The sequence below is a fragment of the Enterobacter sp. DSM 30060 genome (assembly GCF_013375955.1).
GTDB classification, from domain to species: Bacteria; Pseudomonadota; Gammaproteobacteria; order Enterobacterales; family Enterobacteriaceae; genus Enterobacter; species Enterobacter intestinihominis.
In genome coordinates this window covers 2,030,145-2,056,954 of sequence record NZ_CP056118.1, presented here as the reverse complement: position 1 = coordinate 2,056,954, position 26,810 = coordinate 2,030,145, and the positions used below count along the sequence as shown (strand labels likewise).

The window sequence follows — 26,810 nt, the reverse complement described above, 5'->3', positions numbered from 1 at the left end:
CGGCACTGCGTTTGCCCGGCCTACAAAAATACTTTCGTAGGCCCGGTAAGCGCAGCGCCACCGGGCAAACAAGCATCAGCGGAAGTTAATGTTCTTATCGCTGGTCATATCATACAGCTGGAACTTACGTCCAAGCTGCTGACCGCCGTCGCGCGTCAGCGGCGTCCAGCCCACTGCCGCACGGCTGCGGGTTGGGCCTGACGAGAACAGATCCAGCGGAATCGACACGTACACCCCTTTGGTGAAGTCCCCTTCCCCGTACTCGTCTGGCGAAACGTTGGTGATGGTGGCATAACCGCCTACCACTACGCCGCTGTCGAAGTGTTTGGAGATATCCAGCGTGCCGCCCTTATCGCCCGCCAGGTACTGCCCGACGCTGGCTTTCACCAGCACATCCTGTGCGAACGACGGCGTCCAGTAGGCGGTCAGGTGGCCGGTTTTGACGCTGTAGTCGGTGAACTTCATCATGTCCTGCGCGCTGCGCCAGTCACGCTGTTTCACGTAGTTGGCATCAATCCCAAACGCCCAGTTGCTGTCGACGGGACGATAAAGCACCTCCGCCCCCGCGCCGCCGAACATGGTTTCCAGATAGCCACCGTAAACCTGGCCGTAGAAGCCGTTACCGAAGTACTGGAAGTAGTTGGCCTGCAGGTTATTCACGTAGATATCGTTCTGCACATATTCGCGAACGCGGGTACGCACGCGCGGCAGTTTTGAATCATTCGGCGGGTTGGTGTAGTTAAATTTGTCGTAGTTGTTGGCAAGGTTGCCGAACAGACTACCGGTGGTCAACAGGTGGTCGGTCACCCACAGATCCGCCGTCGCCATCGCGCCCAGCTGATACATGTAGAAGTTTTCCGGCCCACCCACGGACTGGTTCAGCACCGGATCGATATGGAAATCGAAGCGGGATTTATCGATATACCAGCCCTGCTCGGTGCTCTCTGGCACCACCGGCTCAACGCGTTTTTGCACCAGCTCGGTTTCATGTCCCAGCGGTTCGCCTTCAAGATGACGCTTAAGGCTGGCAACATCGGTTTCGGTTGTAACCTGCGGCAGGTTGAGACGGTTCTCCGTCACGCGGATCGTGCGGATCCCCTCCGGCAGATCGTTCATGACGATCCGGTTGGCGCGCTCGATCCCTTCGCGGGAGTCGCGGTATTTTACCTGCTCGCCGGTGACGTACAGCGTATCGCCTTTGGTCTGGATCTTCGGATCCGCCAGGCCTGCGTTATATTTCAGCAGCGTCAGCTGGTTCGCTACCACGGAGTGCTGAATGATCGCATCCTGCGGCTCCGGCTGGTATTTGGGCCGCGGGTTATCATTGTAGCGCGGCCGCATGTCGTTAAAGTTGGTGCGCAGCGTAAAGCCAAACATCAGGGTATTACCGCGCTCATAGCTGAGGTTAACGTCGGCCCAGTCGGTGACGCGGTAAATGGCGCCGACGTTAAACTTGCTCTTCTGCTCAATCTTGCCGGCAAAATCTTCGCTGTAGTTATTGCCTTCGTACTCCAGCTTCAGGCGCAGCGGCTGCCATGGCGTTTGATACTCTACGCCTCCAAACAGCGAGGCCGGGCCGTGGAACATCTGGTCGCCGTTGATGGAACCCGCTTTTTTGTAGCTGTTATCGCGGTAGCAGTATTTGTCGCTGTAGGTACAGAACGGGTTGGTTACGTTGCCGCTGGTGCCGAGGTAACCCCAGCCAAGACCCAGCGAGAAATCAAACGGTCCCCAGGCTTTGCTGGCAACGATGTATTCCGCATCAAACAGGCCGGTCCCGCCAATGTCTTTCGCCCCGACGGAGACCTGCGGCATCCAGTAGCTCTCTTCCCACAGGCGCAGCTTCACGTCGAAGGCTTTGTCTTTATAGGTCTGATCGCCGGAGAAGGCGTCCACGCTGCTGTACTGTTTTGTACGCACGTCGGTGTAGCGCAGCGTAGTCTCCAGCCAGGGGAACAGCTGCACGGACGCAGAGTAGTAACGGTACTGATCGTTATCGCGATAGTTAAGGCTGATTTCCCCCTCGCGGGCCATACGCGCGGTCGGGGTTTGCAGTAAGCCCACGCCGCCAAAATCGGACTGCGACGGGCCGATGGGTGCCGGATACGTTTCTGCATGACAGGCGGCACTCACGCACAGTGCAAGCATGCTGTAGAGATAGGTTTTTTTCATTATTCCGGTATCCGCTGTATCAGGGAGCGAAGGATATCGGCATTAAGCCCGTCATACGCTTTCGTCCAGAAATGGTCGGCAAAACCGACAAAAATGATGCTGCCTGGCATAGGTTCTATATGGCGTTTATTCCAGTAAGCCACCGGCGCTTTTTGCGTATGCCCGTCCGGATAGACCACCCAGGCATAGCTGTTATCCGCACCGCTGAGCAAGCTTTGCTCGTCGAGATAGCTCACGACGTCCCGGCCCGGCGTAAACGACTTTTTGCCAGGGCTGCTGATAAGCCCCATCACGGTGACGGTGGAAGGCTGAGCCGGCAGCCACAGGGTATAGTCCCCTTCCAGCGACGGATTGCCGTTTTCGGCGACGCGCACCTCATCCGGATCGAGATTCACCTTCTGGCGACCCGTCACCTTAACCGCCTGAAGCTGCTGACGCAGGCTAGTAATGGCCGCGGCATCGTCAGCATCTTCCTGTTGTGCCAGCCCGCTCAGTCGGGCGAGCAGCGCCTGATGTTTTTGTTCCGCTACAATCGTCGCCTGACGCTCGCTGATAACCGCCCCGGTCCACCAGCTTTTCGCCAGCCTCGGCTGCCCCACCAGATCGAGCAGATGCCCGGCATTGGTTAAGGTTTTAGGTTTTTCGCTGTCCGGGGTGTAGACCTGTACCGTTCCCGCAGACCACGCCAGCGGCGAGGCCAGGCTGGCGAGAAGCGCAACGTGAATGAACATTTTCATGATTTCGCCGCCTTGATCAGGGTGGTCTTCACCGGGAAGAAACCGGCACCGAGATACTGTAAGGACTGGCGGATTTGCCCCTCTTCGTCCACCCAGAAGCGGTTATGCCAGGTGGCCTGATCGGTTGTCACCTCTTCATCCAGCACGCGCACCTGCGTTTCGTCGCTGCCCACTTTGACGCTGTCCGTACCATCCCAGCGGAAGGTGGAGCGGGCCGTGGCGTAGCGCACCTGTTTGTGCTCGGTCCAGCCCATTGTGCGCGTCCAGCTTGCGCCATCGACGATCTGATTCGGCTTGATGAGCGGATCTTCAGCCAGGTTGTTTATCTCAAGCAGGTTGTCGCCGCCGAGCAACGTTTTCACGATTCGGGAATGCTGAGTCACGATGGTGGCCTGATCCTGCGTCACCCATTTCTGCTGCCCGTTTTCATCGAAAGCGAGCACCACAAACAGTTGCGGACCATCGTTTAGCTGCATGTACTGGCTGGCATACGGCATGTTCTGAAGTTCGTCATCGGTCAGATGCACGCCCGGCGTGCCGAACATGCTGTCCCACAGTGAGTGGCCCAGCCCTTTGGTGGTAGCTGAGCACGCCTGCAACAGCAGGCAAATCAGGATGATTGCAGGTCGCTTCACGACTCTTCTCCGAAGGGGCGAAATAACCACACCGAAGTGTGGTTATGATTAAAACACCCGGTATTACTGGGTGCTGGTCGTCGTAGTGGTCGTGGTTCCGGTATTGGAGCCATCACCGCCACCGGTTGCCGCCAGCGCGACACCCACGGCTGAACTTACGGCGCTGGTGCTGGCTGCGGTAGAACTCCCCGCAGACGCAGACGTCGCTGCCGACCCTGCTGCTTCCCCGACCTGGACCGGAGCTGCATAGACAGACGTCGCCGCAAGCGCAGATATGGCAAAAATGCCATACAGTACTTTCTTCATAACAATTTCCCTTCAATGAATGAATGGAGATTTGCCCGAAAAGAAATTCAGGCGGATTCGAGTATACACAACTAAAGCAGTGGGTTTACCGTGGGGGTAAATAGGGATGAGGTTTTCAGACTAATGGTTAAAAATGAAAAGAAAAAATAATTATTGAAATAGATAACCATTCATTATCAAACAGTTATAATATAAACCCATTAAAATATCACTCCGTATTTTCTTAAAATAACCCTCAGCAATTAACGGGGTAACCGTGTTTTTCGGATTAAACTCAGATTCAGAATTTGAGATAACTAACAGACATCAGGAATTATCCGATAAAAAAATGCCGGCATATCGCCGGCATTGTTCATGACATATTTATTACGCACGCCATGCTTTATAACGGTTAATCAGACCATTGGTGGAGCTGTCGTGGCTGTCGATTGCTTTATCGTCACCCAGCTCTGGCAGAATGCGGTTTGCCAGCTGTTTGCCCAGCTCAACGCCCCACTGGTCAAAGGTGAAGATGTTCAGAATAGCGCCCTGAGTGAAGATCTTGTGCTCGTAGAGGGCAATCAGCGCGCCCAGGCTGAACGGCGTAATTTCACGCAGCAGAATGGAGTTAGTTGGACGGTTGCCTTCGAACACTTTGAACGGCACAACGTGTTCCAGCGTAGCCGGATCTTTACCCTGGTCACGGTACTCCTGCTCAACCACCTCGCGGGATTTACCGAACGCCAGCGCTTCGGTCTGGGCGAAGAAGTTAGACAGCAGCTTCGGATGGTGGTCGGAAAGCGGGTTGTGCGTAATCGCCGGGGCGATGAAATCGCACGGTACCATTTTGGTGCCCTGATGGATCAGCTGGTAGAACGCGTGCTGACCGTTGGTGCCCGGCTCGCCCCAGATGATTGGGCCAGTCTGATAATCCACCGCGTTACCGTTACGGTCAACGTACTTGCCGTTGGATTCCATGTTGCCCTGCTGGAAGTAGGCCGCAAAGCGATGCATATACTGGTCGTACGGCAGAATCGCTTCGGTTTCAGCGCCGAAGAAGTTGTTGTACCAGATCCCGATCAGCGCCAGCAGCACCGGCAGGTTTTTCTCAGGCGCGGTGGTGGAGAAGTGTTTGTCCATCGCGTGCGCGCCGGAGAGCAGCTCAACGAAGTTGTCGAAGCCGACGGACAGGATGATGGACAGACCGATTGCAGACCACAGTGAGTAGCGGCCACCCACCCAGTCCCAGAATTCAAACATGTTCGCAGTATCAATACCGAACTCACCCACCGCTTTACCGTTGGTGGACAGCGCCGCGAAGTGTTTCGCCACGTGCTTTTCGTCGCCCGCGGTTTTCAGGAACCAGTCGCGCGCGCTGTGGGCGTTGGTCATGGTTTCCTGAGTGGTGAAGGTTTTAGACGCCACCAGGAACAGCGTGGTTTCCGGGTTCACCTTTTTCAGCACTTCAGCGATGTGAGTCCCATCGACGTTGGACACGAAGTGCATGTTGAGATGGTTTTTGTACGGGCGCAGCGCCTCGGTCACCATGAACGGGCCGAGGTCAGAGCCGCCGATACCGATGTTTACGACGTCGGTGATCGCTTTGCCGGTGTAGCCTTTCCACTGACCTGAGATGATCGCTTCAGAGAAGGTTTTCATCTTTTCCAGCACCGCGTTCACTTCCGGCATCACATCTTTGCCGTCAACGATAATTGGAGTATTGCTACGGTTGCGCAGCGCCACGTGCAGCACGGCACGGTCTTCGGTGCGGTTGATCTTCTCACCGGAGAACATGGATTTGATGGCATCTGCCAGCTCAGTCTCTTTCGCCAGATCTTGCAGCTTCGCCAGCGTCTCTTCGGTGATACGGTTCTTGGAGAAATCCACCAGCATCAGGTCATCGAAGGTGGCGGAAAACTTGCTGAAACGATCGGCATCTTTCGCGAACAGATCCGCGATAGTGACGTCTTTCATTTCATCAAAATGTTTCTGTAGTGCCTGCCATGCAGCGGTCTGCGTTGGGTTGATGTTTTTCATAGCAATACTCTTCTGATTTGAGAATTGTGACTGCGGTCGATTGTAGCGCCTGCAAATAAAAATTGTGATGGTTTTTATGCCATTGCCCTGGTCTGCATCAAACGCAGGTGAAAAGACCCGAAAAGTATAGCTGCTGTCGCGCCCTTCCGGCGTGGCGAAATGTTGGTCAAAAAGGGGTAAAAAGGAGCATAATATATGGGCCTGTTATAAGTCCTGTTTCTGAGGGGTACCCCCCCATGAAAAATCCGCATAATCCCAGCATTGACAGGACCTCCCCCGCATTTTATTTATAGGGCCGTATTTTGCGCCTGCACCTGTTCTCGCTTCATTCTTGTGCCAAGGTCGCTCTATTCATTCCCTGACATGAGGTTGTTATGACGAGTTTTGTGGTCGCCAAGTTTGGCGGCACCAGTGTGGCAGACTACGCTGCCATGAACCGCAGCGCCGATGTGGTGCTGGCCGATCCGAATACCCGCCTGGTGGTGCTCTCCGCCTCAGCCGGCGTGACGAACCTGCTGGTTTCTTTGTCTGAAGGACTGGAAGCGACCGAGCGTTTCGTGAAGCTGGATGCACTGCGCAAAATTCAGTTCGACATCCTTGAGCGTCTGCAAAACCCGAACGTCATTCGTGAGGAAGTGGAACGCCTGCTGGAAAATATCACTACCCTGGCAGAAGCCGCTTCACTGGCAACCTCTACCGCCCTAACCGATGAACTGGTCAGCCACGGCGAACTGATGTCCACCCTGCTGTTCGTTGAGATCATGCGCGAGCGCAATATTCAGGCGCAGTGGTTCGACGTGCGTAAAGTAATGCGCACCAGCGACCGCTTTGGCCGCGCCGAGCCGGACGTTGAAGCTTTGGCAGAGCTCACTAACCAGCAGCTTGCCCCGCGTCTGGATGAAGGCATAGTGATCACCCAGGGCTTTATCGGCAGCGAAGCCAAAGGGCGCACAACCACGCTGGGCCGTGGCGGCAGCGACTATACCGCCGCCCTGCTGGGTGAAGCCCTGCATGCCACCCGCGTGGATATCTGGACGGACGTGCCGGGCATTTACACCACCGACCCGCGCGTGGTCTCTGCGGCAAAACGCATTGACGTGATCGCCTTTGAAGAAGCGGCTGAAATGGCCACCTTCGGCGCGAAAGTGCTGCATCCGGCCACGCTGCTGCCCGCCGTGCGCAGCGACATTCCGGTCTTCGTTGGCTCCAGTAAAGATCCAAAGGCGGGCGGGACGCTGGTCTGCAAGAAAACCGAGAACCCGCCGCTGTTCCGCGCGCTGGCCCTGCGTCGTAAGCAGACGCTGGTTACCCTGCACAGCCATAATATGCTGCACTCCCGCGGATTCCTGGCGGAAGTGTTTGGCATCCTGGCGCGCCACAATATCTCCGTGGACCTGATCACCACGTCAGAAGTCAGCATTGCGCTGACGCTCGACACCACCGGTTCCACCTCTACCGGCGACACCCTGCTGACGCAGTCGCTGCTGATTGAGCTTTCCGAGCTGTGCCGCGTGGAGGTGGAAGAAGATCTGGCGCTGGTTGCCATCATCGGTAATAAGCTGTCGCGCGCGTGCGGCGTGGGCAAAGAGGTGTTCGGCGTGCTCGACCCGTTCAGCATCCGCATGATTTGCTACGGCGCGTCCAGCTACAACCTCTGCTTCCTGGTCCCTGCCGATCAGGCCGAGCAGGTTGTGCAGAAACTTCATCAGAATTTGTTTGAATAAAATTCGTTAGCACGATAAACATTATCCATAAGCCGGGCACAGACCCGGCTTTTTTATAACAAAACAACACGACAATACTGCAAGGAATTCACTATGCTCTCCGCTATCACCCGGCTGTTCCCGTTATGGGCGCTGCTGCTCTCCGTACTCGCGTATTACACTCCCACCACGTTCACGGGCATTGGTCCGTGGGTCACCACGCTACTGATGCTGATTATGTTCGGCATGGGCGTGCATCTAAAAATTGACGATTTCAAACGCGTGCTGTCTCGCCCGGCACCGGTTGCCGCAGGGATTTTCCTGCACTACCTGGTGATGCCGCTCGCGGCCTGGCTGCTGGCGATGGCCTTTAAGATGCCGCCCGACCTTTCCGCCGGGATGGTGCTGGTGGGGAGCGTCGCCAGCGGCACGGCATCTAACGTCATGATCTATCTGGCGAAAGGCGACGTGGCGCTCTCCGTCACTATCTCTTCCGTTTCCACGCTAGTGGGCGTGATTGCCACGCCGCTGTTAACCCGCCTGTACGTGGACGCGCATATCCAGGTGGATGTGATGGGCATGCTGCTCAGCATTCTGCAAATCGTGGTGATCCCGATTGCGCTGGGACTGGTGATCCACCATCTCTTCCCGCGGGTGGTGAAAGCGGTTGAGCCGTATCTGCCCGCGTTTTCGATGGTCTGCATACTTGCCATTATCAGCGCCGTGGTAGCCGGTTCCGCATCGCACATTGCTTCGGTGGGCTTTGTAGTGATCGTCGCGGTTGTGCTGCATAACACCATTGGTCTGCTGGGCGGGTACTGGGGTGGAAAGCTGTTTGGTTTCGACGAATCCACCTGCCGCACGCTGGCGATCGAAGTGGGGATGCAGAACTCTGGCCTGGCGGCGGCGCTGGGTAAAATTTACTTCTCACCGCTGGCGGCGCTACCGGGAGCGCTGTTCTCCGTCTGGCACAACCTGTCCGGTTCGCTGTTAGCAGGGTACTGGTCCGGTAAGCCGATTGATGACCAACCGAAAAAAGATGCGGTGAAACAGGGTTAATTGAGCCGGCTTGCTTTACACTGAAGCCTCCCCATCAGGAGGCTTCAGCAATGGCTACACCACGTTTGACCCAGAAAGACATGACCGAAGCCGAGCAGCGCGAACTTAAAACGCTTCTCGACCGCGCCCGCATCGCGCATGGCCGCACGCTGACGAACGCCGAAACCAATCAGGTTAAAAAAGAGTACATCGATAAGCTGATGGCGCAACGTGATGCCGCGGCGAAAAAAGCCCGCAAGCTGAAAAAAGAGCAGGCGTATAAACCCGACGCAGAGGCGACTTTTTCCTGGTCCGCCAGCACATCAACCCGTGGAAGGCGCTAATCAGCGCCCTTTCTTTTTGCGCCCCGGCTGGGTAAAGCGTTTTCCGTTGCCCGGCTTGCCTCGCCCTTTCTCTTCCGCCTGCGGTGCCTTCACCACCGGACGCTTAACCGCCTGCGTTTTCGGTTTGGCTTTAGCTTTCGGCTTCGCTTCGGACGAGGAGTTCTCGATAAGTTTGAACAGCTCGATCAGCTCGTCATCCGTTAAGTCACGCCACTCGCCCAGCGGGATGCCAGACAGGCTGACGTTCATGATGCGCGTGCGTTCCAGCTTCGTCACTTCATAACCGAAGTACTCGCACATGCGGCGGATCTGGCGGTTCAGGCCCTGAACCAGCGTGATGCGGAACGCGAACGGTGCTTCTTTTTTGACTTTACACTTCTTCGTCACGGTGCCCAGAATCGGCACGCCAGCGCCCATTCCGCGGATAAACTCGTCCGTCACCGGCTTGTTCACCGTCACGATGTACTCTTTCTCGTGGTCGTTACCGGCACGCAGAATTTTGTTCACCAGATCGCCGTGGTTGGTGAGGAAAATCAGCCCCTGAGAGTCTTTATCCAGACGGCCAATCGGGAAAATGCGGCTGCTGTGGTTCACGAAATCAACAATGTTGTCCCGCTCGCCATCTTCCGTGGTGCTGACAATCCCAACCGGTTTGTTCAACGCGATAAACACCAGGTCTTCGGCATCACGCGGTTCGATGACCTGACCATTCACTTTCACCACATCGCCAGGTACCACCTGATCGCCAATGGTGGCGCGTTTGCCGTTAAGAAACACGTTACCCTGTTCAATGTAACGGTCAGCCTCGCGACGTGAGCAGATCCCGCTCTCGCTAATGTATTTGTTTAATCGGGTTGATTGAGTTGGCAGCATAGTTTCTCCTGTGAAGGGCGAAATATACCTTACCTTGCGCCTGACAAAAAAGTCCTAGTAACCGCTGATCAGAAAATCGAGTGCATCCCGCAATGAAGCACTGCTGTTAGTAAGATCGGCAACGCGTTCACCTAACTCTTTTAGCGATATGCCTGCCATCATGTGCATCATCACCACGCAGGGTTTTCCCGCGACCTCAACGGCGGGAGCGACCAGTACATGCTTCATCAGAACGACCTCTGAAAGTCACTAAAGGAGCCGTTTTCATCAACCCACTGGTTAATGGCGTCAATAGAAGCTTTATTTTCTTCAAGCCACTCTGCGCGCCGATGTTCACGAAATTGCTCCTGCAAAGCCGCCGTTAGCACGGCAGAAAGGTTAAGTTTAAGCCTTCGCGCCTCTTCAAGGATGTCCGGCGACAGGGAAACATTCACTGATTTTTTAATGCTATTAGCACCGCATGAGACCCCCCATTGGAATGCGCATGAACTGGCGAAGTGTAGCGTAATAATTGAGCACTTCCTATTCCCTTAAAAATGTAAGGGTTGAAGAATAAATTGCTCTTTATGGGGAGTCACGCCTCACAAAACCGTTTTGCGAGGCGCTTTCAGAGATTAATACTCATCCCGCTCATCGTCTTCATCCGGCTGCTCCATCACGCTGTATGCCACCGCGCAGAACAACGAGTTAAGACGCTTCATATCTCCCAGCAGCCCCAGGTGGAGCGAGCTGGTTTCGATACTCTGCACGTTCTGCTGGTGCAGACGCTCAACGTGGGCGTGCGAGTAGCGCCGGTTGAGGATGCGGAAACGGTGCTTGTTGCGGCGCAGGCGGCGCGCGCTCGGCACGTCGCTGGAGAAGAAGACCGACATCGCCAGCTTCAGGTTGCTGACCAGCTGTTCGTGCAGCGCTTCCAGTTCTTTCAGCCCTTCAACAGAAAACGCCCGACGTGCGGCCAGGGATTTGTCTGCGATTTCACTGCCCATACGCTCGACAATATCCGAAGCCTGCTCCAGGTTAAGCGACATCTCAATAATTTCCGCCCAGCGGCGCGACTCCTCTTCCGCCAGCTCGTCCTGTGGGATCCGCGCCAGATAGAGCTTGATGGCGGTATACAGCACGTTGATATCGTCCGCCAGCCTGCGCAGCTCTTTTTCTTCGCGCGGCTCGCCGTGCATCACCTTTTGCAACCCTTCCAGCATGGTTTCCATCGCGTCACCCATGCGCAGCGTTTCGCGGGCGGCATTCGCGATGGCCAGCGCGGGCGTGTCCAGCACCGAGGTGTCCAGATGCTTCGGTTTAAGGCGCGCGTCCAGCTCCGGTTCATCACGAATTAGCCGCTCGCAGAAGCGGGCCATCGGCGCGGCAAACGGCACCATCGCCAGACAGCGTACCAGGTTGTAGAAGACGTGGAAGTAGATCACCAGCTCCGCTTTCGGCAGAGAGAGGTTGTCCATCAGGTTCGCCAGCGGGTGCACAAACGGCAGAATGATCAGGCTACCCACCAGCTTGAAGAGCAAACTCCCCAGCGCCACCCGGCGGGCGGCAGCATTGGCTGCGCTGTTGTTGAGCATCGCCAGCAGGCCAGAGCCAAGATTCGCACCGATGACCAGGCATAGCGCCACCGGGAAAGAGATCGCGCCCGCAGCGGTTAAGGTCGCCGTCAGGAGGACCGCTGCCAGGCTGGAGTAGCTGACAATGGCAAACACCGCGCCGATCAGCGCATCCAGCATAATATCGCCGGTTAACGAGGCGAAAATGACCTGCACACCGTTGGCCTGGGTAATCGGCGTAACTGCCTGCACAATCAGCTCCAGCGCCAGCAGGATCAGCCCGAGGCCAATACCGACGCGGCCAAGCTGCCCGGCACGGCTTTGCTTTCGACCGAGGAAGAAAATGACGCCGATAAAAATCAGCAGCGGCGACAGCCAGGAGAGATCGAAGGTCAGGATACGTGCCATCAGCGCGGTACCGACGTCGGCGCCCAGGACAATCACCAGCGCCGGGGCGAGCGCCACCAGATCCTGCGCCACGAACGAGGTGACGAGCATAGTGGTGGCGTTGCTGCTTTGCACCAGCGCCGTGACGCCAATACCCGCACAGAAGGCGAGCGGCTTCTTCTCAACGCTGCCGCTGAGAACGGTACGTAAACGTGCGCCAAACACGCGCATCACGCCGGTACGAACGATATGGGTGCCCCATACCAGCAGTGCGACTGCGGAGAGCAGGTGTAACAACGTCAACACAGTGGGTTTTCCTCCTTATCGTTATCTGTTTTCCTGAGGCTTGTTGCGCGTTATCTTGCCGGATGGCGGCTACGCCTTATCCGGCCTACGCGCAGGCCCGGTCAGCGCAGCGCCGCCGGGCAATATAGTAAGAACTTTATTCCAGTATAAGGGTTTAAACGTAAGAAAGAGACAAGGCACCATAGCGGTGCCCTGTTTGTTGTAAGGAAAAGTGACGTTAGTCTGCGTCGTAGCCTAAATTCGGCGCTAGCCAGCGTTCCACCTCTGACACGCTCATGCCTTTTCGCAGGGCGTAGTCTTCAATCTGATCCCGCTGAAGCTGTGCCACGGCGAAGTACTTGCTGTCCGGGTGGCTGAAATACCAGCCGGAAACGGACGCGCCCGGCCACATGGCGAACGACTCGGTAAGTTTCATGCCGGTATGCGCTTCCACGTCGAGCAGTTTCCAGATAGTGCCCTTCTCGGTGTGTTCCGGGCAGGCCGGATACCCCGGCGCCGGACGAATGCCCTGGTAGTTTTCGCGGATCAGCTCCTCGTTGCTGAGATTCTCATTCGCCGCGTAGCCCCAGTGCACCTTACGTACGCGCTCGTGGAGGTACTCAGCAAAGGCTTCCGCCAGGCGATCGGCGATCGCTTTCACCATGATTTTGTTGTAATCATCGTGCTGTGCGTCGTACGCGTCCGCCAGCGTGTCTTCTTCCAGACCGCCGGTCACCGCAAAGGCGCCGATATAGTCGGCTTTACCGGAGAGTTTCGGTGCGACGAAATCCGCCAGGCAGTAGTTGGCAAAGCCCACTTTCTCGGTTTGCTGGCGCAGATGGTGGCTCACGGCCAGCACATGGGTGCGGGTTTCATCGCGGTAAATTTCAACATCGTCGCCCACGCGGTTCGCCGGGAACAGCCCCACCACGCCGCGCGGGTTGAGGGCTTTCTCTGCGCTCAGTCTGTCGAGCATATCGTTGGCATCTTTAAACAGGCGTTTCGCCTCTTCGCCTACTACCTCATCTTCAAGAATGCGCGGATATTTGCCCGCCAGCGACCAGGTCATGAAGAACGGCGTCCAGTCGATGTAGTTACGCAGCGTTTCGATGCTGGCCGTCACCTCCTGCACGCCCAGACGGTGCGCGACCGGCGGCGTATAGCTGGACCAGTCGAACGCCAGATCGTTATCGCGTGCCGCCTGAAGCGAAACCGGCGGCGTGCGCGGTTTCTTACGTCCATGCTGAATGCGGACGGTTTCATACTCTTTGCGGGTGCGGGCGACAAAGTCATCGCGCTGGGTGTCAGACAGCAGCGCGGAGACCACGCCCACGGTGCGCGAGGCGTTTTGGACATACACCGTCGGCCCACTGTAGTTCTGCTCGATTTTCACTGCGGTGTGGGCTTTCGAGGTGGTTGCCCCGCCAATCAGCAGTGGAATAGTGAAGCCCTGGCGCTCCATCTCTTTTGCCACGTTGACCATTTCGTCCAGCGACGGCGTAATCAGCCCGGAAAGACCAATCAGATCCGCATTCACTTCGCGAGCGGTCCTGAGGATTTTATCCGCCGGGACCATCACGCCAAGATCGATAATTTCGTAGTTATTGCATTGCAGTACCACGCCGACAATGTTTTTGCCGATGTCGTGCACGTCGCCCTTCACGGTGGCAATGACCATCTTACCGTTACTGGAGCCCTTCTCTTTGCTGGCTTCGATAAACGGCTCAAGATAAGCCACGGCCTGCTTCATGACGCGGGCGGATTTCACCACCTGCGGCAGGAACATTTTGCCCTCGCCGAACAGATCGCCGACCACGTTCATGCCGTCCATCAGCGGCCCTTCGATCACTTCAATCGGACGGGCTGCCTGCTGACGCGCTTCCTCGGTATCCTGCTCAATGAACTCAGTAATGCCTTTTACCAGCGAGTATTCCAGACGCTTTCTCACATCCCAGGAACGCCATTCGGCCTGCTGAACGTTGGCTGATTCGTCAGCTTTACTGCCGCGGTATTTTTCCGCCAGATCCAGCATGCGTTCAGTGGCGTCGTCACGACGGTTGAGGATCACATCTTCTACTGCGTCGCGTAGTTCTGCGGGCAGGTCGTCGTAAATCGCCAGCTGTCCGGCGTTAACGATCCCCATGTCCATCCCGTTGCGGATGGCATAGTAGAGGAACACGGCGTGGATGGCCTCACGCACCGGGTCGTTGCCGCGGAACGAGAACGAGACGTTCGACACGCCGCCGGAAATTAGCGCATGCGGTAGCTCGCGTTTGATGTCTTCACACGCGCCGATAAAGTCCTGGGCGTAGTTGTTGTGCTCTTCAATGCCGGTTGCGACAGCAAAGATGTTCGGGTCGAAAATAATGTCTTCCGGCGGGAAGCCCACCTCTTCGGTCAAAATTTTGTACGCCCGGCGGCAAATCTCAATTTTGCGCTCGCGGGTATCGGCCTGGCCCACTTCATCGAAGGCCATCACCACCACGGCGGCCCCGTAGCGACGCACCAGCTTCGCGTGGTGGATAAAGGTATCGACGCCCTCTTTCATTGAGATGGAGTTAACGATGCCTTTGCCCTGAATGCACTTCAGCCCCTTTTCGATGACGTCCCATTTGGAAGAGTCAATCATGATCGGCACGCGGGCGATGTCCGGCTCGCCGGCAATCAGGTTGAGGAAGCGCACCATCGCCGCTTCGGCGTCGAGCATCCCCTCGTCCATGTTGATATCGATAATCTGCGCGCCGCTCTCCACCTGCTGGCGGGCAACGTCCAGCGCTTCGCTGTACTTCTCTTCTTTGATCAGGCGCTTGAACTTCGCAGAACCGGTGACGTTGGTACGTTCACCCACGTTCACAAACAGGCTGTCGTCGCCGATGGTCAACGGCTCAAGGCCGGACAGACGGCAGGCTACCGGAAGCTCGGGTAACTTGCGCGGTGCAAGCCCGGCGACGGCGCGGCTCATGGCGGCGATGTGCTCTGGCGTGGTGCCGCAGCAGCCGCCGACGATGTTGAGGAAGCCAGATTCGGCCCACTCGCGGATTTGCGCCGCCATGGTATCGGCATCCAGATCATACTCACCGAACGCGTTCGGCAGACCGGCGTTCGGGTGGGCGGTGACGTAGCACTCTGCGATGCGCGAAAGCTCCTGCACGTACTGGCGCAGCTCGTCCGGCCCCAGCGCGCAGTTCAGGCCGAAGGAGAGCGCTTCGGCATGGCGCAGAGAGTTATAAAACGCTTCGGTTGTCTGGCCGGAAAGCGTGCGCCCCGAGGCATCGGTGATGGTGCCGGAAATCATGATCGGCAGGTCAACGCCCAGCGCCTCGAACTCCTCTTTCACCGCGTAAATTGCGGCTTTGGCGTTGAGAGTGTCGAATACGGTTTCAATCAGGATCAGGTCGGAACCGCCTTCCACCAGCGCTTTAGTGGACTCACGATACGCGGCCACCAGTTGGTCAAAGGTGATATTGCGGAAGGCTGGATCGTTCACGTCCGGAGAAATCGACGCGGTGCGGTTGGTCGGGCCCAGCACCCCGGCAACATAGCGCGGCTTGTCCGGCGTGCGGGCCGTCCACTCGTCGGCGCAGGCGCGGGCGAGTTTCGCCGCTTCAAAGTTGATCTCCGCCGACAGGGATTCCATCTGGTAATCCGCCATGGCGATGGTTGTCGAGTTGAAGGTGTTGGTTTCTACAATATCCGCACCCGCTTCGAAGTAGGCGTTGTGGATATCCCTGATGACAGAGGGTTTGCTCAACACCAGCAGGTCATTGTTTCCTTTCAGGTCACAAGGCCAGTCGGCAAAGCGCTCTCCACGGAAATCGTCTTCACTCAGACGATAGCCCTGGATCATGGTGCCCATGCCGCCGTCCAGCACCAGAATTCGTTCATTTAACTGCGCACGCAGTTGCTCTACTTTGCTGCTCACACTTGCTCCCGACAACGTTCAACATGGCCAAAAGGCTGCGTTCCATACTGGCATAATCTCTAAGGGTCGAAAAGTCACACAGCGGTAACATGAGACATGTTCACTATCACTCCTCCGATCAGTCAGGAAAGCGGTTGCAAAACCACCAAATAAAACGAAAATGATTTCCACGATACAGAAAAAGGAATTCGTCATGGTTACGACCGTTCCCGCTAAACGCGGCAGAAAACCTGCTGCAACCACCGCTGCACAACCTGGCGGACAGGTTCAATCCCTAACGCGCGGCCTGAAGCTGCTGGAATGGATAGCCGAATCGCATGGTAGCGTGGCCCTGACGGAGCTGGCGCAGCAGGCGGGACTGCCGAACTCCACCACTCACCGCCTGTTAACCACCATGCAGCAGCTGGGCTTCGTACGTCAGGTGGGCGAGCTGGGTCACTGGGCGGTTGGCGCGCATGCCTTTATCGTCGGCAGCAGCTTCCTGCAAAGCCGCAACCTGCTGGCGATTGTCCACCCGATTCTGCGCAAGCTGATGGAGGAGTCCGGCGAGACGGTAAACCTGGCCGTGCTGGATCAGAGCGATCATCAGGCGATTATCATCGACCAGGTGCAGTGTACGCAGCTGATGCGCATGTCTGCACCGATTGGCGGCAAGCTGCCGATGCATGCCTCTGGCGCAGGGAAAGCGTTTCTCTCGCAGCTTAGCGAAGAGCAGGTGACGGGTCTGCTGCACCGTAAAGGTCTGCACGCCTACACCCACGCCACCCTGGTGTCGCCGGTGCATCTGAAAGAAGATCTGGCTCTGACCCGCAAGCGCGGCTATTCGTTTGATGACGAAGAACATGCCCTCGGGCTGCGCTGCCTCGCGTCCTGTATTTTCGACGAACACCGCGAGCCGTTTGCCGCCATCTCCATCTCCGGGCCGATTTCACGTATGACCGACGACCGCGTCACCGAGCTGGGTGCGCTGGTGATTAAGGCCGCAAAAGAGGTGACGCTGGCGTATGGTGGGATTCGCTAGGATTGAGGGCGGTCTGGTGCCCTCACCCCGGCCCTCTCCCACAGGGCTGAGGGTTCCCCACAAATTAATGCGAGCACTGAGCAATCCCCTCGCCCCTCCGGGGAGAGGGTTAGGGTGAGGGGAACATACGGCGGTGGTGGTCATTCCGTTCACTTTATGTTCCTTGCTACTCTGTAACGACATGACCGGTGAACGTGCCAGGGTGGCTCAGTCGCCACCACCCTGCCGACCCGGGCTCCCGGCGGTAAATCGCCGCTTCGCGGTGCCCTCGGCTTATTCCTTCCGGCTTATCGGGTACGGGCGGAGGCAACGTCCCTGTAAAGCCGCCCTCTCGGCGCATCCCTGCGCCTCGCCCCGGCCGGAAGGCAAACGCCTCAGCGATTTACAGCCGGACCAGGGCATCGCTGACAGCCCTCAGTCATTTAGAAAGCAACTTTATTGCTTCTGCATAAAAAAATTACTGGGGATCCCTCAGCCCACAGGGAGAGGGAGAAAACATGATGCCCTTACCCTGCGGGAGAGGGAGAAAAGCGGATGCAAAACCGCTGCTTGCGGCGGTAAGCGTAGACATCTTCCACGTGCCCGTTTTTAATCCGCGTTTGCAGCCCGCGCCAGTAGCTGGCGCGGAACAGATCGGCATGCATCTCTTCAAATAACGGCCCGATGCGTGGGTCCGCACACAGCCAGTGGCGAAACTCCTCCGGAAACACATCGCCCGGCGAGACGCTGTACCACGGCTCGCTGGACAGTTCATCTTCCGGGTAGCGCGGCGGCGGGATATCGCGAAAATTTACCTCGGTCATGTAGCAAATTTCATCGTAATCGTAGAACACCACCCGCCCGTGACGGGTGACGCCGAAGTTTTTAAACAGCATATCCCCGGGGAAAATATTGGCAGCGGCGAGCTGGCGGATGGCGTTGCCGTACTCTTCGATGGCATCACGTAAAGCCTGGCCCTCTGACTGTTCCAGCCAGATATTTAGCGGCACCATACGGCGCTCAATGTAGAGATGACTGATCGCAATCTTATCGCCAAGATCGGTAATTTTCGTCGGCGCTTCCTGCATGAGCAGCGTCATTAGCGCCGGATCGATCTGCTGCTTATCCAGCACAAAGTTTTCAAACTCCTGGGTATCGGCCATTCGCCCGACGCGATCGTGCTCTTTTACCAGCTGATAGCAGGCACGGACGTGGGCTGCGGGCATCTCTTTCTGCGGGGCGAATTTATCCTTAATCACCTTAAACACCCGATCAAAGCCCGGCAGCGTGAAGACCAGCATCACCATGCCGCGGATACCCGGCGCTTCGATAAACTGCTCATCAGCCGTGGTGACATAACGCAGGTATTCCCGATAACTCTCCGTTTTGGCATGCTTCTGACAGCCAATCGCCATATACAGCTCGGCGGTGGTTTTGCCCGGCAGGATCTCGCGCAGCCACTCCACCAGGGCGGCGGGCAGCGGGGCGTAGACCATGAAATAGGAGCGGGCGAAGCCAAATACGATACTCGCCTCAGCGCTGGTAGTCAGGCAGGTATCGACAAACAGTTCGCCGTCGTCGGTACGGTGAATGGGCAGCAGAAACGGCACGATGGCTGTCGGCGTAACCAGTTTGCCCACCAGCCAGGCGGCCTTATTGCGGTAGAAAAGCTCGTTGGCAACCTGCAAATGGCTGCGGCTGAGCACCGCCTCACCGAAGGTTTCACTGAGATACGCGTGGATATAGCCGATATCCCGGGGTTTATTCTGCCACGGCAGGCGCAGCGGCAAATCCGTTAAGACGCGGTGCAGGAGCTTTTCCCAGCCGCGATCGGGAAAGAAATCTTTCGCCAGCGGACGCGGAATGGTTCGGAAGCGTCGCTCGGGCTGGGAGCTGAAGATAAATAACCGCTCAGGAGATAATGAGCGGTGGTCAAATAACCGGCAATAGACGGAGTTAAAAAAGCTCTCCGCAATCTCGAAGCGCGGGTAGTCGGGTAACAGATGGGTGTAATGCTCTTTCACGCGCAGTAAAAATTCCGCATCCGGGGTTTTACCGTCGGTGATACAGCGCAGTTGTTCCACCACCAGACCTACATGGTGATCATAAAGATGGATACGCTGCTTCATGGCCTGCTGAACCGCATGCCAGTCGGCGTGCTCAAAACGCTGTTGCGCGCCAGAGGTAACTTCCAGAAAGCGGCCATACTGGGCATCGAAGCCCTGCAAAATAGTTTGGGCTATCAGTAATTCCAGACCACGCGACATATATTCCCCCTCACCCCAACCCTCTCCCCGAGGGGGGAGAGGGGGAAAGATCAGAACTGTGCTTCTTCCGTTGAGCCCGTTAATGCCGTGACGGAGGAAGTCCCGCCCTGAATAATCGTGGTCACATTATCGAAATAGCCGGTTCCCACCTCCTGCTGGTGCGAAACGAAGGTGTAACCCTCTTTGCCCGCCGCAAATTCTGGCTGCTGTACCTTCTCAACATAGTGCTTCATGCCTTCGCCCTGTGCGTAGGCATGCGCCAGGTCGAACATGTTGAACCACATGCTGTGGATACCCGCCAGGGTGATGAACTGGTACTTGTAGCCCATATCCGACAGCTGCTGCTGGAAGCTGGCGATGGTCGTGTCGTCCAGATTTTTTTGCCAGTTGAAGGACGGCGAACAGTTATAGGCCAGCAGCTTGCCCGGATATCTCGCATGAATCGCATCGGCAAAGCGCTTCGCCAGCGCCAGATCCGGCGTGGATGTTTCACACCAGACCAGGTCGGCGTAAGGGGCATACGCCAGGCCGCGGCTGATCGCCTGTTCAATACCGGCATGCGTGCGATAGAACCCTTCGCTTGTGCGTTCGCCGGTGATGAATTCGCTGTCGTACGGGTCGCAGTCAGAGGTGATCAGGTCCGCTGCGTCCGCATCGGTACGGGCAATGACCAGCGTCGGCACGCCGAGCACGTCAGCAGCCAGACGCGCGGCAACCAGCTTCTGGATCGCTTCCTGAGTTGGCACCAGCACTTTCCCGCCCATATGCCCACACTTCTTCACCGACGCCAGCTGATCTTCAAAGTGTACGGCCGCTGCACCGGCCTCAATCATCGATTTCATCAGCTCAAAGGCGTTCAGCACGCCGCCGAAACCGGCTTCCGCATCGGCGACGATCGGCAGGAAATAATCAGTAAAGCGCGGATCGTGGGGCTCAATGCCCGCCGCCCACTGGATCTGATCCGCACGGCGGAAGGTATTGTTGATCCGATCTACCACTGACGGCACCGAGTTCGCCGGATAAAGAGATTGATCCGGATACATGCTGGAGGCCAGGTTAGCATCCGCCGCGACCTGCCAGCCGGAAAGATAGATAGCTTCAATGCCGGCCTTCGCCTGCTGCAATGCCTGACCGCCAGTCAGTGCGCCGAGGCTGTTGATATAACCTTTTTTAGACCCCCCGTGCAGCAGATCCCACATTTTCGCCGCGCCGTTCTGCGCCAGCGTACACTCCGGGTTAACCGAGCCGCGTAACTTCACCACTTCCTCTGCGCTGTACGGACGGCGAATGCCTTCCCAGCGCGGTTGGGTCCACTCTTTTTGTAACTCTTCGATCTGTTGGGTACGGGTTTTCATGTGCAGATGCTCCATATTGTTATGTGGTGAATTACGCCAGGAAGCGGTAGCCCGGCAGGGTCAGGAAGTCGATTAAGTCATCAGAGGTGGTGATTTGCTCCATCAGGCGCGCAGCGTCATTAAAACGCCCGCTGCTGAAGCGGTGCTCGCCCAGTTCGTCCTGGATGACCCGCATCTCTTCGGCCAGCATCTGACGGAACAGGGCTTTGGTGACCGGTTTGCCGTTGCTGAGCGTTTTTTGATGATGGATCCACTGCCAGATGGAGGTACGTGAAATTTCCGCCGTGGCGGCATCTTCCATCAGGCCGTAGATCGGCACGCAGCCGTTGCCGGAGATCCATGCCTCGATGTACTGCACGGCGACGCGAATATTGGCGCGCATGCCCTCTTCCGTACGCTCGCCCGCACACGGCGCAAGCAACTGTTCTTCTGCGATTGGCGCATCGTCTTCACGGGTGACAAACAGCTGGTTTTTGTTGTCGCCGAGTACGCGGTTGAAGACCTCCATCGCCGTGTCGGCCAGACCGGGGTGGGCAATCCACGTCCCGTCGTGGCCGTTACGGGCTTCCAGCTCTTTATCGGCTTTCACCTTGTTGAGCACCTGGTTGTTACGCTCAGCATCTTTGCTCGGGATAAAGGCCGCCATACCGCCCATCGCAAAGGCGCCGCGTTTGTGGCAGGTCTTAATCAGCAGGCGCGAGTAGGCGCTGAGGAAGGGTTTATCCATGGTGACAACCTGACGATCCGGCAATACCCGGTCGGCATGGTTTTTCAGGGTTTTGATGTAGCTGAAGATGTAATCCCAGCGGCCGCAGTTCAGGCCCACAATATGGTCACGCAACGCATGGAGGATCTCATGCATCTGGAATACGGCTGGCAGGGTTTCAATCAGCAGCGTAGCCTTAATGGTGCCGCGCGGCAGGCTGAAACGGTCTTCTGCGTAGCTGAAGACTTCACTCCACCACGCCGCTTCCTGCCAGGACTGGGTTTTCGGCAGATAGAAATAGGGGCCGCTGCCTTTCGCCAGCAGGTTCTTATGGTTGTGGAAGAAGTACAGCGCAAAGTCGAACAGGCTGCCCGGAATGGCTTCTCCGCGCCAGGTGACGTGTTTTTCAGGCAAATGCAGACCGCGTACGCGGCAGATCAGCACCGCCGGATTCGGTTTGAGCTGGTAAATTTTACCGGCTTCGTTGGTATAGCTGATGGTGCCGTTGACGGCGTCGCGCAGGTTGATCTGCCCGTCGATAAATTTCTGCCAGTCCGGCGCGAGGGAATCTTCGAAGTCCGCCATAAATACTTTGACGTTGGCATTCATGGCGTTAATCACCATTTTGCGCTCTACCGGGCCGGTGATCTCTACGCGACGATCCTGTAAATCTTCAGGGATTCCGCGAATTTTCCATTCACCATGACGAATGGAAGCGGTTTCCGAAATAAACCCTGGCAACTTGCCGTTATCGATCTCCTGCTGTTGATGAATGCGTGTCGCCAGCAGTTTATTACGCTGTGGCGTAAAGCGAGTCACCAGTTCAGTCAGAAACTCTACCGCTTCTGCCGTCAAAACTTGCTGTTCTTGCTCACCATTCGGCTGGGTAAAGGTCAGTTCATCGACCGTTGTTGCCTGTTGAGTCATCGTTCTGCTCCTCATCAAAGATCCAAAATCACGCCCCCGATGCGAGCGAAAGATCGTTGTTTAGTTTTCGCTCAGCAGAATTAAGACTATCTATAATTTTTCCAAAATCAAAAACAATTTCCATTTTAATTCATATCCAATCACAACTGTATGATTAATATGGGATTAAAATTTTTCACGATGTTGAGTTGGTTTTCGGAAATAAAAAAGGCACCCTAAGGTGCCTGATCTGAATAGCTGAAACGCTTTAGGATCGTTTAATGCAGACGATTACTCCAGCGTCGGATTCATGTGGCGCAGATCGTACGGCGTAATCTGGTAGACGTAATAGTTGAGCCAGTTAGTGAACAGCAGATTTCCGTGACTACGCCAGGTTGCCCGAGGCGTGTTTTGCGGATCGTTTTTCGGGAAATAGTTGTACGGGACATCCGGATTCAGACCCGCTTCAACGTCACGAAAATACTCTGACGCGAGGGTATGCGGATCGTACTCAGGATGGCCGGTAACGAACGCGATGCGTTTGTCTTTACTGGCGAACAGGTAGGCATCGCCGTCTTCCGTTTCGGCCAGGATTTCCAGGTCGGTGTAATCGCGGATCAGCTGTGCCGGAAAATCGGCGTAGCGAGAATGCGGAGCCAGGAAAGTGTCATCGAAACCACGCGTCAGCAGCGCATGCGGGTGAAGAATGTGGTGTTCGTATACGCCAGAAAGTTTGTCGCTGCGGGTTTGCTTGGGAATGCCATAGAGGATATTCAGCGCGGCCTGTACCGCCCAACAGACAAATAAGGTGGACGTGACGTGATCTTTTGCCCACTCCAGCACCTGCCTGATTTGTGGCCAGTAGGCAACGTCATTAAATTCCACCAGACCCAGCGGTGCGCCGGTGACGATCAGTCCATCGAAATTCTCATCGCGAATATCTTCAAAATTACAGTAGAAGTTATTCAGATGCTCAGCAGGCGTGTTGCGTGACTCACGGGCGTCAATGCGCAGCAGCTGGATATCAACCTGAAGCGGAGAGTTGGAGAGCAAACGCAGGAACTGGTTCTCCGTTTCGATCTTTTTTGGCATCAGATTGAGAATAAGCACCTTCAGCGGGCGAATTTCCTGACCTGTCGCACGCGAAGCCGTCATGACGAAGACATTCTCTTCACGCAAGAAATTGACGGCTGGTAGCTCGTCCTGCACCCGAATCGGCATAACCTTAAATCCTCACAACATACGTATAAACGTTTAGACATCCAGACAGCTAACGATACCCAGAAACGGGCTTAATGTCGAGTCTGCAAGCGAAAGGTGAGAAAGTTTCAAGGAGGGAAAGCATGTAGGGTGGGTAAGGTGGGGCCACCACCCGACTTTTCAGAACGCACAAAGCAAAAAACCCCGCACCTTCCGGTACGGGGTTCTTTCTGTTTGATGCCTGGCAGTTCCCTACTCTCACATGGGGAGACCCCACACTACCATCGGCGCTACGGCGTTTCACTTCTGAGTTCGGCATGGGATCAGGTGGGACCACCGCGCTAAAGCCGCCAGGCAAATTCTGTTAATCTGTATCAGGCTGAAAATCGTGTCTGTCTCTCTTCGCCAAAACAGCTTCGGCGTTGTAAGGTTAAGCCTCACGGTTCATTAGTATCGGTTAGCTCAACGCATCGCTGCGCTTACACACCCGACCTATCAACGTCGTCGTCTTCAACGTTCCTTCAGGAGACTTAAAGTCTCAGGGAGAACTCATCTCGGGGCAAGTTTCGTGCTTAGATGCTTTCAGCACTTATCTTTTCCGCATTTAGCTACCGGGCAGTGCCATTGGCATGACAACCCGAACACCAGTGATGCGTCCACTCCGGTCCTCTCGTACTAGGAGCAGCCCCCCTCAATTCTCCAGCGCCCACGGCAGATAGGGACCGAACTGTCTCACGACGTTCTAAACCCAGCTCGCGTACCACTTTAAATGGCGAACAGCCATACCCTTGGGACCTACTTCAGCCCCAGGATGTGATGAGCCGACATCGAGGTGCCAAACACCGCCGTCGATATGAACTCTTGGGCGGTATCAGCCTGTTATCCCCGGAGTACCTTTTATCCGTTGAGCGATGGCCCTTCCATTCAGAACCACCGGATCACTATGACCTGCTTTCGCACCTGCTCGCGCCGTCACGCTCGCAGTCAAGCTGGCTTATGCCATTGCACTAACCTCCTGATGTCCGACCAGGATTAGCCAACCTTCGTGCTCCTCCGTTACTCTTTGGGAGGAGACCGCCCCAGTCAAACTACCCACCAGACACTGTCCGCAACCCGGATTACGGGTCTACGTTAGAACACCAGCCATTAAAGGGTGGTATTTCAAGGTTGGCTCCACGCAGACTGGCGTCCACGCTTCAAAGCCTCCCACCTATCCTACACATCAAGGACCAGTGTTCAGTGTCAAGCTATAGTAAAGGTTCACGGGGTCTTTCCGTCTTGCCGCGGGTACACTGCATCTTCACAGCGAGTTCAATTTCACTGAGTCTCGGGTGGAGACAGCCTGGCCATCATTACGCCATTCGTGCAGGTCGGAACTTACCCGACAAGGAATTTCGCTACCTTAGGACCGTTATAGTTACGGCCGCCGTTTACCGGGGCTTCGATCAAGAGCTTCGCGTTGCCGCTAACCCCATCAATTAACCTTCCGGCACCGGGCAGGCGTCACACCGTATACGTCCACTTTCGTGTTTGCACAGTGCTGTGTTTTTAATAAACAGTTGCAGCCAGCTGGTATCTTCGACTGATTTCAGCTCCGTCCGCAGGGACTTCACCTACCTATCAGCGTGCCTTCTCCCGAAGTTACGGCACCATTTTGCCTAGTTCCTTCACCCGAGTTCTCTCAAGCGCCTTGGTATTCTCTACCTGACCACCTGTGTCGGTTTGGGGTACGATTTCGTGTTACCTGATGCTTAGAGGCTTTTCCTGGAAGCAGGGCATTTATCACTTCAGCACCGTAGTGCCTCGTCATCACACCTCAGCGTTAATAAGGTACCGGATTTACCTGGAACCTCCGCCTACATGCTTAAACCGGGACAACCGTCGCCCGGCTGACATAGCCTTCTCCGTCCCCCCTTCGCAGTAACACCAAGTACAGGAATATTAACCTGTTTCCCATCGACTACGCCTTTCGGCCTCGCCTTAGGGGTCGACTCACCCTGCCCCGATTAACGTTGGACAGGAACCCTTGGTCTTCCGGCGAGCGGGCTTTTCACCCGCTTTATCGTTACTTATGTCAGCATTCGCACTTCTGATACCTCCAGCACCCCTCACAGGACACCTTCAACGGCTTACAGAACGCTCCCCTACCCAACAACACATAGTGTCGCTGCCGCAGCTTCGGTGCATGGTTTAGCCCCGTTACATCTTCCGCGCAGGCCGACTCGACCAGTGAGCTATTACGCTTTCTTTAAATGATGGCTGCTTCTAAGCCAACATCCTGGCTGTCTGTGCCTTCCCACATCGTTTCCCACTTAACCATGACTTTGGGACCTTAGCTGGCGGTCTGGGTTGTTTCCCTCTTCACGACGGACGTTAGCACCCGCCGTGTGTCTCCCGTGATAACATTCTTCGGTATTCGTAGTTTGCATCGGGTTGGTAAGCCGGGATGGCCCCCTAGCCGAAACAGTGCTCTACCCCCGAAGATGAGTTCACGAGGCGCTACCTAAATAGCTTTCGGGGAGAACCAGCTATCTCCCGGTTTGATTGGCCTTTCACCCCCAGCCACAGGTCATCCGCTAATTTTTCAACATTAGTCGGTTCGGTCCTCCAGTTAGTGTTACCCAACCTTCAACCTGCCCATGGCTAGATCACCGGGTTTCGGGTCTATACCCTGCAACTTAACGCCCAGTTAAGACTCGGTTTCCCTTCGGCTCCCCTATACGGTTAACCTTGCTACAGAATATAAGTCGCTGACCCATTATACAAAAGGTACGCAGTCACCCCATAAAGAGGCTTCCACTGCTTGTACGTACACGGTTTCAGGTTCTTTTTCACTCCCCTCGCCGGGGTTCTTTTCGCCTTTCCCTCACGGTACTGGTTCACTATCGGTCAGTCAGGAGTATTTAGCCTTGGAGGATGGTCCCCCCATATTCAGACAGGATACCACGTGTCCCGCCCTACTCTTCGAGTTCACAGCATGTGTGCTTTCGTGTACGGGACTATCACCCTGTACCGTCGGACTTTCCAGACCGTTCCACTAACACACAAGCTGATTCAGACTCCGGGCTGCTCCCCGTTCGCTCGCCGCTACTGGGGGAATCTCGGTTGATTTCTTTTCCTCGGGGTACTTAGATGTTTCAGTTCCCCCGGTTCGCCTCGTTAACCTATGTATTCAGTTAACGATAGTGCAACGGATTGCACTGGGTTTCCCCATTCGGACATCGCCGGGTCAAAGGTTCATATCACCTCGCCGGCGCTTTTCGCAGATTAGCACGTCCTTCATCGCCTCTGACTGCCAGGGCATCCACCGTGTACGCTTAGTCGCTTAACCTCACAACCCGAAGATGTTTCACTTCTGATTGCGAAAATTTGAGAGACTCGAACACACCATTAAAGATGTGTCGT

General features: G+C 56.0%; 17 protein-coding genes, 2 rRNA genes and 1 pseudogene. 4 read left to right on the top strand and 16 right to left on the bottom strand.

What is annotated here, in order from left to right; translation table 11 throughout:
- Window positions 1–75: 75 nt before the first annotated feature.
- The 5 genes from HWQ15_RS09780 to pgi all read right to left on the bottom strand — a co-directional run bounded on the left by HWQ15_RS09780 (window position 76) and on the right by pgi (window position 5,866).
- Window positions 76–2,172, bottom strand: coding sequence for a YjbH domain-containing protein (locus HWQ15_RS09780; RefSeq protein WP_023299084.1), 2,097 nt, complete (start codon window positions 2,170–2,172; stop codon window positions 76–78).
- Entirely contained in the window at window positions 2,172–2,909 is a 738-nt protein-coding gene (locus HWQ15_RS09775; RefSeq protein WP_023305255.1) for a capsule biosynthesis GfcC D2 domain-containing protein, read from the bottom strand. The genes HWQ15_RS09780 and HWQ15_RS09775 overlap by 1 nt, the downstream gene beginning before the upstream one ends.
- A complete protein-coding gene (locus HWQ15_RS09770) occupies window positions 2,906–3,544 on the bottom strand; it encodes a YjbF family lipoprotein (RefSeq protein ID WP_058677318.1) in 639 nt (212 codons plus the stop codon). Before HWQ15_RS09770 ends, HWQ15_RS09775 begins: the two co-directional genes overlap by 4 nt.
- A gap of 63 nt (window positions 3,545–3,607) precedes the next feature.
- Window positions 3,608–3,850 carry an exopolysaccharide production protein YjbE gene (gene yjbE, locus HWQ15_RS09765; protein WP_003860341.1) on the bottom strand — a complete coding sequence of 81 codons (243 nt, stop codon included), beginning with the start codon at window positions 3,848–3,850 and terminating at the stop codon, window positions 3,608–3,610.
- A 366-nt stretch (window positions 3,851–4,216) separates the two neighbouring features.
- On the bottom strand, window positions 4,217–5,866 hold the full coding sequence (gene pgi / locus HWQ15_RS09760) for a glucose-6-phosphate isomerase (RefSeq protein WP_022646728.1): 1,650 nt from the start codon (window positions 5,864–5,866) through the stop codon (window positions 4,217–4,219).
- A gap of 374 nt (window positions 5,867–6,240) precedes the next feature.
- Between pgi and lysC the strand changes: the two genes are divergently transcribed.
- The 3 genes from lysC to HWQ15_RS09745 all read left to right on the top strand — a co-directional run bounded on the left by lysC (window position 6,241) and on the right by HWQ15_RS09745 (window position 8,951).
- Window positions 6,241–7,590, top strand: coding sequence for a lysine-sensitive aspartokinase 3 (gene lysC, locus HWQ15_RS09755; RefSeq protein ID WP_022646727.1), 1,350 nt, complete (start codon window positions 6,241–6,243; stop codon window positions 7,588–7,590).
- 93 nt (window positions 7,591–7,683) lie between these two features.
- Window positions 7,684–8,628, top strand: coding sequence for a ketopantoate/pantoate/pantothenate transporter PanS (gene panS / locus HWQ15_RS09750; RefSeq protein ID WP_023295757.1), 945 nt, complete (start codon window positions 7,684–7,686; stop codon window positions 8,626–8,628).
- Window positions 8,629–8,678: 50 nt separating this feature from the next.
- Window positions 8,679–8,951, top strand: coding sequence for a DUF3811 domain-containing protein (locus HWQ15_RS09745; RefSeq protein ID WP_017382612.1), 273 nt, complete (start codon window positions 8,679–8,681; stop codon window positions 8,949–8,951).
- On the opposite strand, the gene rluF is transcribed toward HWQ15_RS09745, so the two are convergent.
- The 5 genes and pseudogenes from rluF to metH all read right to left on the bottom strand — a co-directional run bounded on the left by rluF (window position 8,952) and on the right by metH (window position 15,971).
- Window positions 8,952–9,824, bottom strand: coding sequence for a 23S rRNA pseudouridine(2604) synthase RluF (gene rluF / locus HWQ15_RS09740; RefSeq protein WP_063216396.1), 873 nt, complete (start codon window positions 9,822–9,824; stop codon window positions 8,952–8,954).
- Between the two features lie 54 nt (window positions 9,825–9,878).
- Window positions 9,879–10,052 carry a CcdB family protein gene (locus HWQ15_RS09735; RefSeq protein WP_022646724.1) on the bottom strand — a complete coding sequence of 58 codons (174 nt, stop codon included), beginning with the start codon at window positions 10,050–10,052 and terminating at the stop codon, window positions 9,879–9,881.
- Window positions 10,052–10,343, bottom strand: a pseudogene (locus HWQ15_RS09730) (type II toxin-antitoxin system CcdA family antitoxin). The gene HWQ15_RS09735 and the pseudogene HWQ15_RS09730 overlap by 1 nt, the downstream one beginning before the upstream one ends.
- 95 nt (window positions 10,344–10,438) lie before the next feature.
- Entirely contained in the window at window positions 10,439–12,070 is a 1,632-nt protein-coding gene (locus HWQ15_RS09725) for a Na/Pi cotransporter family protein (protein WP_022646722.1), read from the bottom strand.
- Between the two features lie 217 nt (window positions 12,071–12,287).
- Entirely contained in the window at window positions 12,288–15,971 is a 3,684-nt protein-coding gene (gene metH / locus HWQ15_RS09720) for a methionine synthase (protein WP_063149600.1), read from the bottom strand.
- Between the two features lie 193 nt (window positions 15,972–16,164).
- Between metH and iclR the strand changes: the two genes are divergently transcribed.
- Complete coding sequence (gene iclR, locus HWQ15_RS09715) at window positions 16,165–16,992, top strand: glyoxylate bypass operon transcriptional repressor IclR (RefSeq protein ID WP_022646720.1); 828 nt, start codon at window positions 16,165–16,167, stop codon at window positions 16,990–16,992.
- A gap of 506 nt (window positions 16,993–17,498) precedes the next feature.
- On the opposite strand, the gene aceK is transcribed toward iclR, so the two are convergent.
- The 6 genes from aceK to HWQ15_RS09685 form a co-directional block, all read right to left on the bottom strand.
- Entirely contained in the window at window positions 17,499–19,238 is a 1,740-nt protein-coding gene (gene aceK / locus HWQ15_RS09710) for a bifunctional isocitrate dehydrogenase kinase/phosphatase (RefSeq protein ID WP_063149696.1), read from the bottom strand.
- A 50-nt stretch (window positions 19,239–19,288) separates the two neighbouring features.
- Window positions 19,289–20,593 carry an isocitrate lyase gene (gene aceA / locus HWQ15_RS09705; protein WP_045309064.1) on the bottom strand — a complete coding sequence of 435 codons (1,305 nt, stop codon included), beginning with the start codon at window positions 20,591–20,593 and terminating at the stop codon, window positions 19,289–19,291.
- A 31-nt stretch (window positions 20,594–20,624) separates the two neighbouring features.
- The gene (aceB, locus tag HWQ15_RS09700; RefSeq protein WP_063149695.1) at window positions 20,625–22,226 is read right to left on the bottom strand and encodes a malate synthase A; all 1,602 of its coding nucleotides are present in this window, start codon (window positions 22,224–22,226) and stop codon (window positions 20,625–20,627) included.
- A gap of 270 nt (window positions 22,227–22,496) precedes the next feature.
- Window positions 22,497–23,426 carry a homoserine O-succinyltransferase gene (metA, locus tag HWQ15_RS09695; RefSeq protein WP_022646716.1) on the bottom strand — a complete coding sequence of 310 codons (930 nt, stop codon included), beginning with the start codon at window positions 23,424–23,426 and terminating at the stop codon, window positions 22,497–22,499.
- Window positions 23,427–23,644: 218 nt separating this feature from the next.
- Window positions 23,645–23,760 (bottom strand): 5S ribosomal RNA (gene rrf, locus HWQ15_RS09690).
- Between the two features lie 71 nt (window positions 23,761–23,831).
- Window positions 23,832–26,736: ribosomal RNA gene (locus HWQ15_RS09685) — 23S ribosomal RNA — on the bottom strand.
- Between the last annotated feature and the right edge of the window lie 74 nt (window positions 26,737–26,810).

Excerpts from the sequence above, each read along its gene's own strand:
- HWQ15_RS09780 (WP_023299084.1), bottom strand. The coding sequence starts at position 2,172 with ATGAAAAAAACCTATCTCTACAGCATGCTTGCACTGTGCGTGAGTGCC.
- HWQ15_RS09775 (WP_023305255.1), bottom strand. The coding sequence starts at position 2,909 with ATGAAAATGTTCATTCACGTTGCGCTTCTCGCCAGCCTGGCCTCGCCG.
- yjbE (WP_003860341.1), bottom strand. The coding sequence starts at position 3,850 with ATGAAGAAAGTACTGTATGGCATTTTTGCCATATCTGCGCTTGCGGCG.
- pgi (WP_022646728.1), bottom strand. The coding sequence starts at position 5,866 with ATGAAAAACATCAACCCAACGCAGACCGCTGCATGGCAGGCACTACAG.
- lysC (WP_022646727.1), top strand. The coding sequence starts at position 6,241 with ATGACGAGTTTTGTGGTCGCCAAGTTTGGCGGCACCAGTGTGGCAGAC.
- panS (WP_023295757.1), top strand. The coding sequence starts at position 7,684 with ATGCTCTCCGCTATCACCCGGCTGTTCCCGTTATGGGCGCTGCTGCTC.
- HWQ15_RS09745 (WP_017382612.1), top strand. The coding sequence starts at position 8,679 with ATGGCTACACCACGTTTGACCCAGAAAGACATGACCGAAGCCGAGCAG.
- rluF (WP_063216396.1), bottom strand. The coding sequence starts at position 9,824 with ATGCTGCCAACTCAATCAACCCGATTAAACAAATACATTAGCGAGAGC.
- HWQ15_RS09735 (WP_022646724.1), bottom strand. The coding sequence starts at position 10,052 with ATGAAGCATGTACTGGTCGCTCCCGCCGTTGAGGTCGCGGGAAAACCC.
- iclR (WP_022646720.1), top strand. The coding sequence starts at position 16,165 with ATGGTTACGACCGTTCCCGCTAAACGCGGCAGAAAACCTGCTGCAACC.
- aceK (WP_063149696.1), bottom strand. The coding sequence starts at position 19,238 with ATGTCGCGTGGTCTGGAATTACTGATAGCCCAAACTATTTTGCAGGGC.
- aceA (WP_045309064.1), bottom strand. The coding sequence starts at position 20,593 with ATGAAAACCCGTACCCAACAGATCGAAGAGTTACAAAAAGAGTGGACC.
- aceB (WP_063149695.1), bottom strand. The coding sequence starts at position 22,226 with ATGACTCAACAGGCAACAACGGTCGATGAACTGACCTTTACCCAGCCG.
- metA (WP_022646716.1), bottom strand. The coding sequence starts at position 23,426 with ATGCCGATTCGGGTGCAGGACGAGCTACCAGCCGTCAATTTCTTGCGT.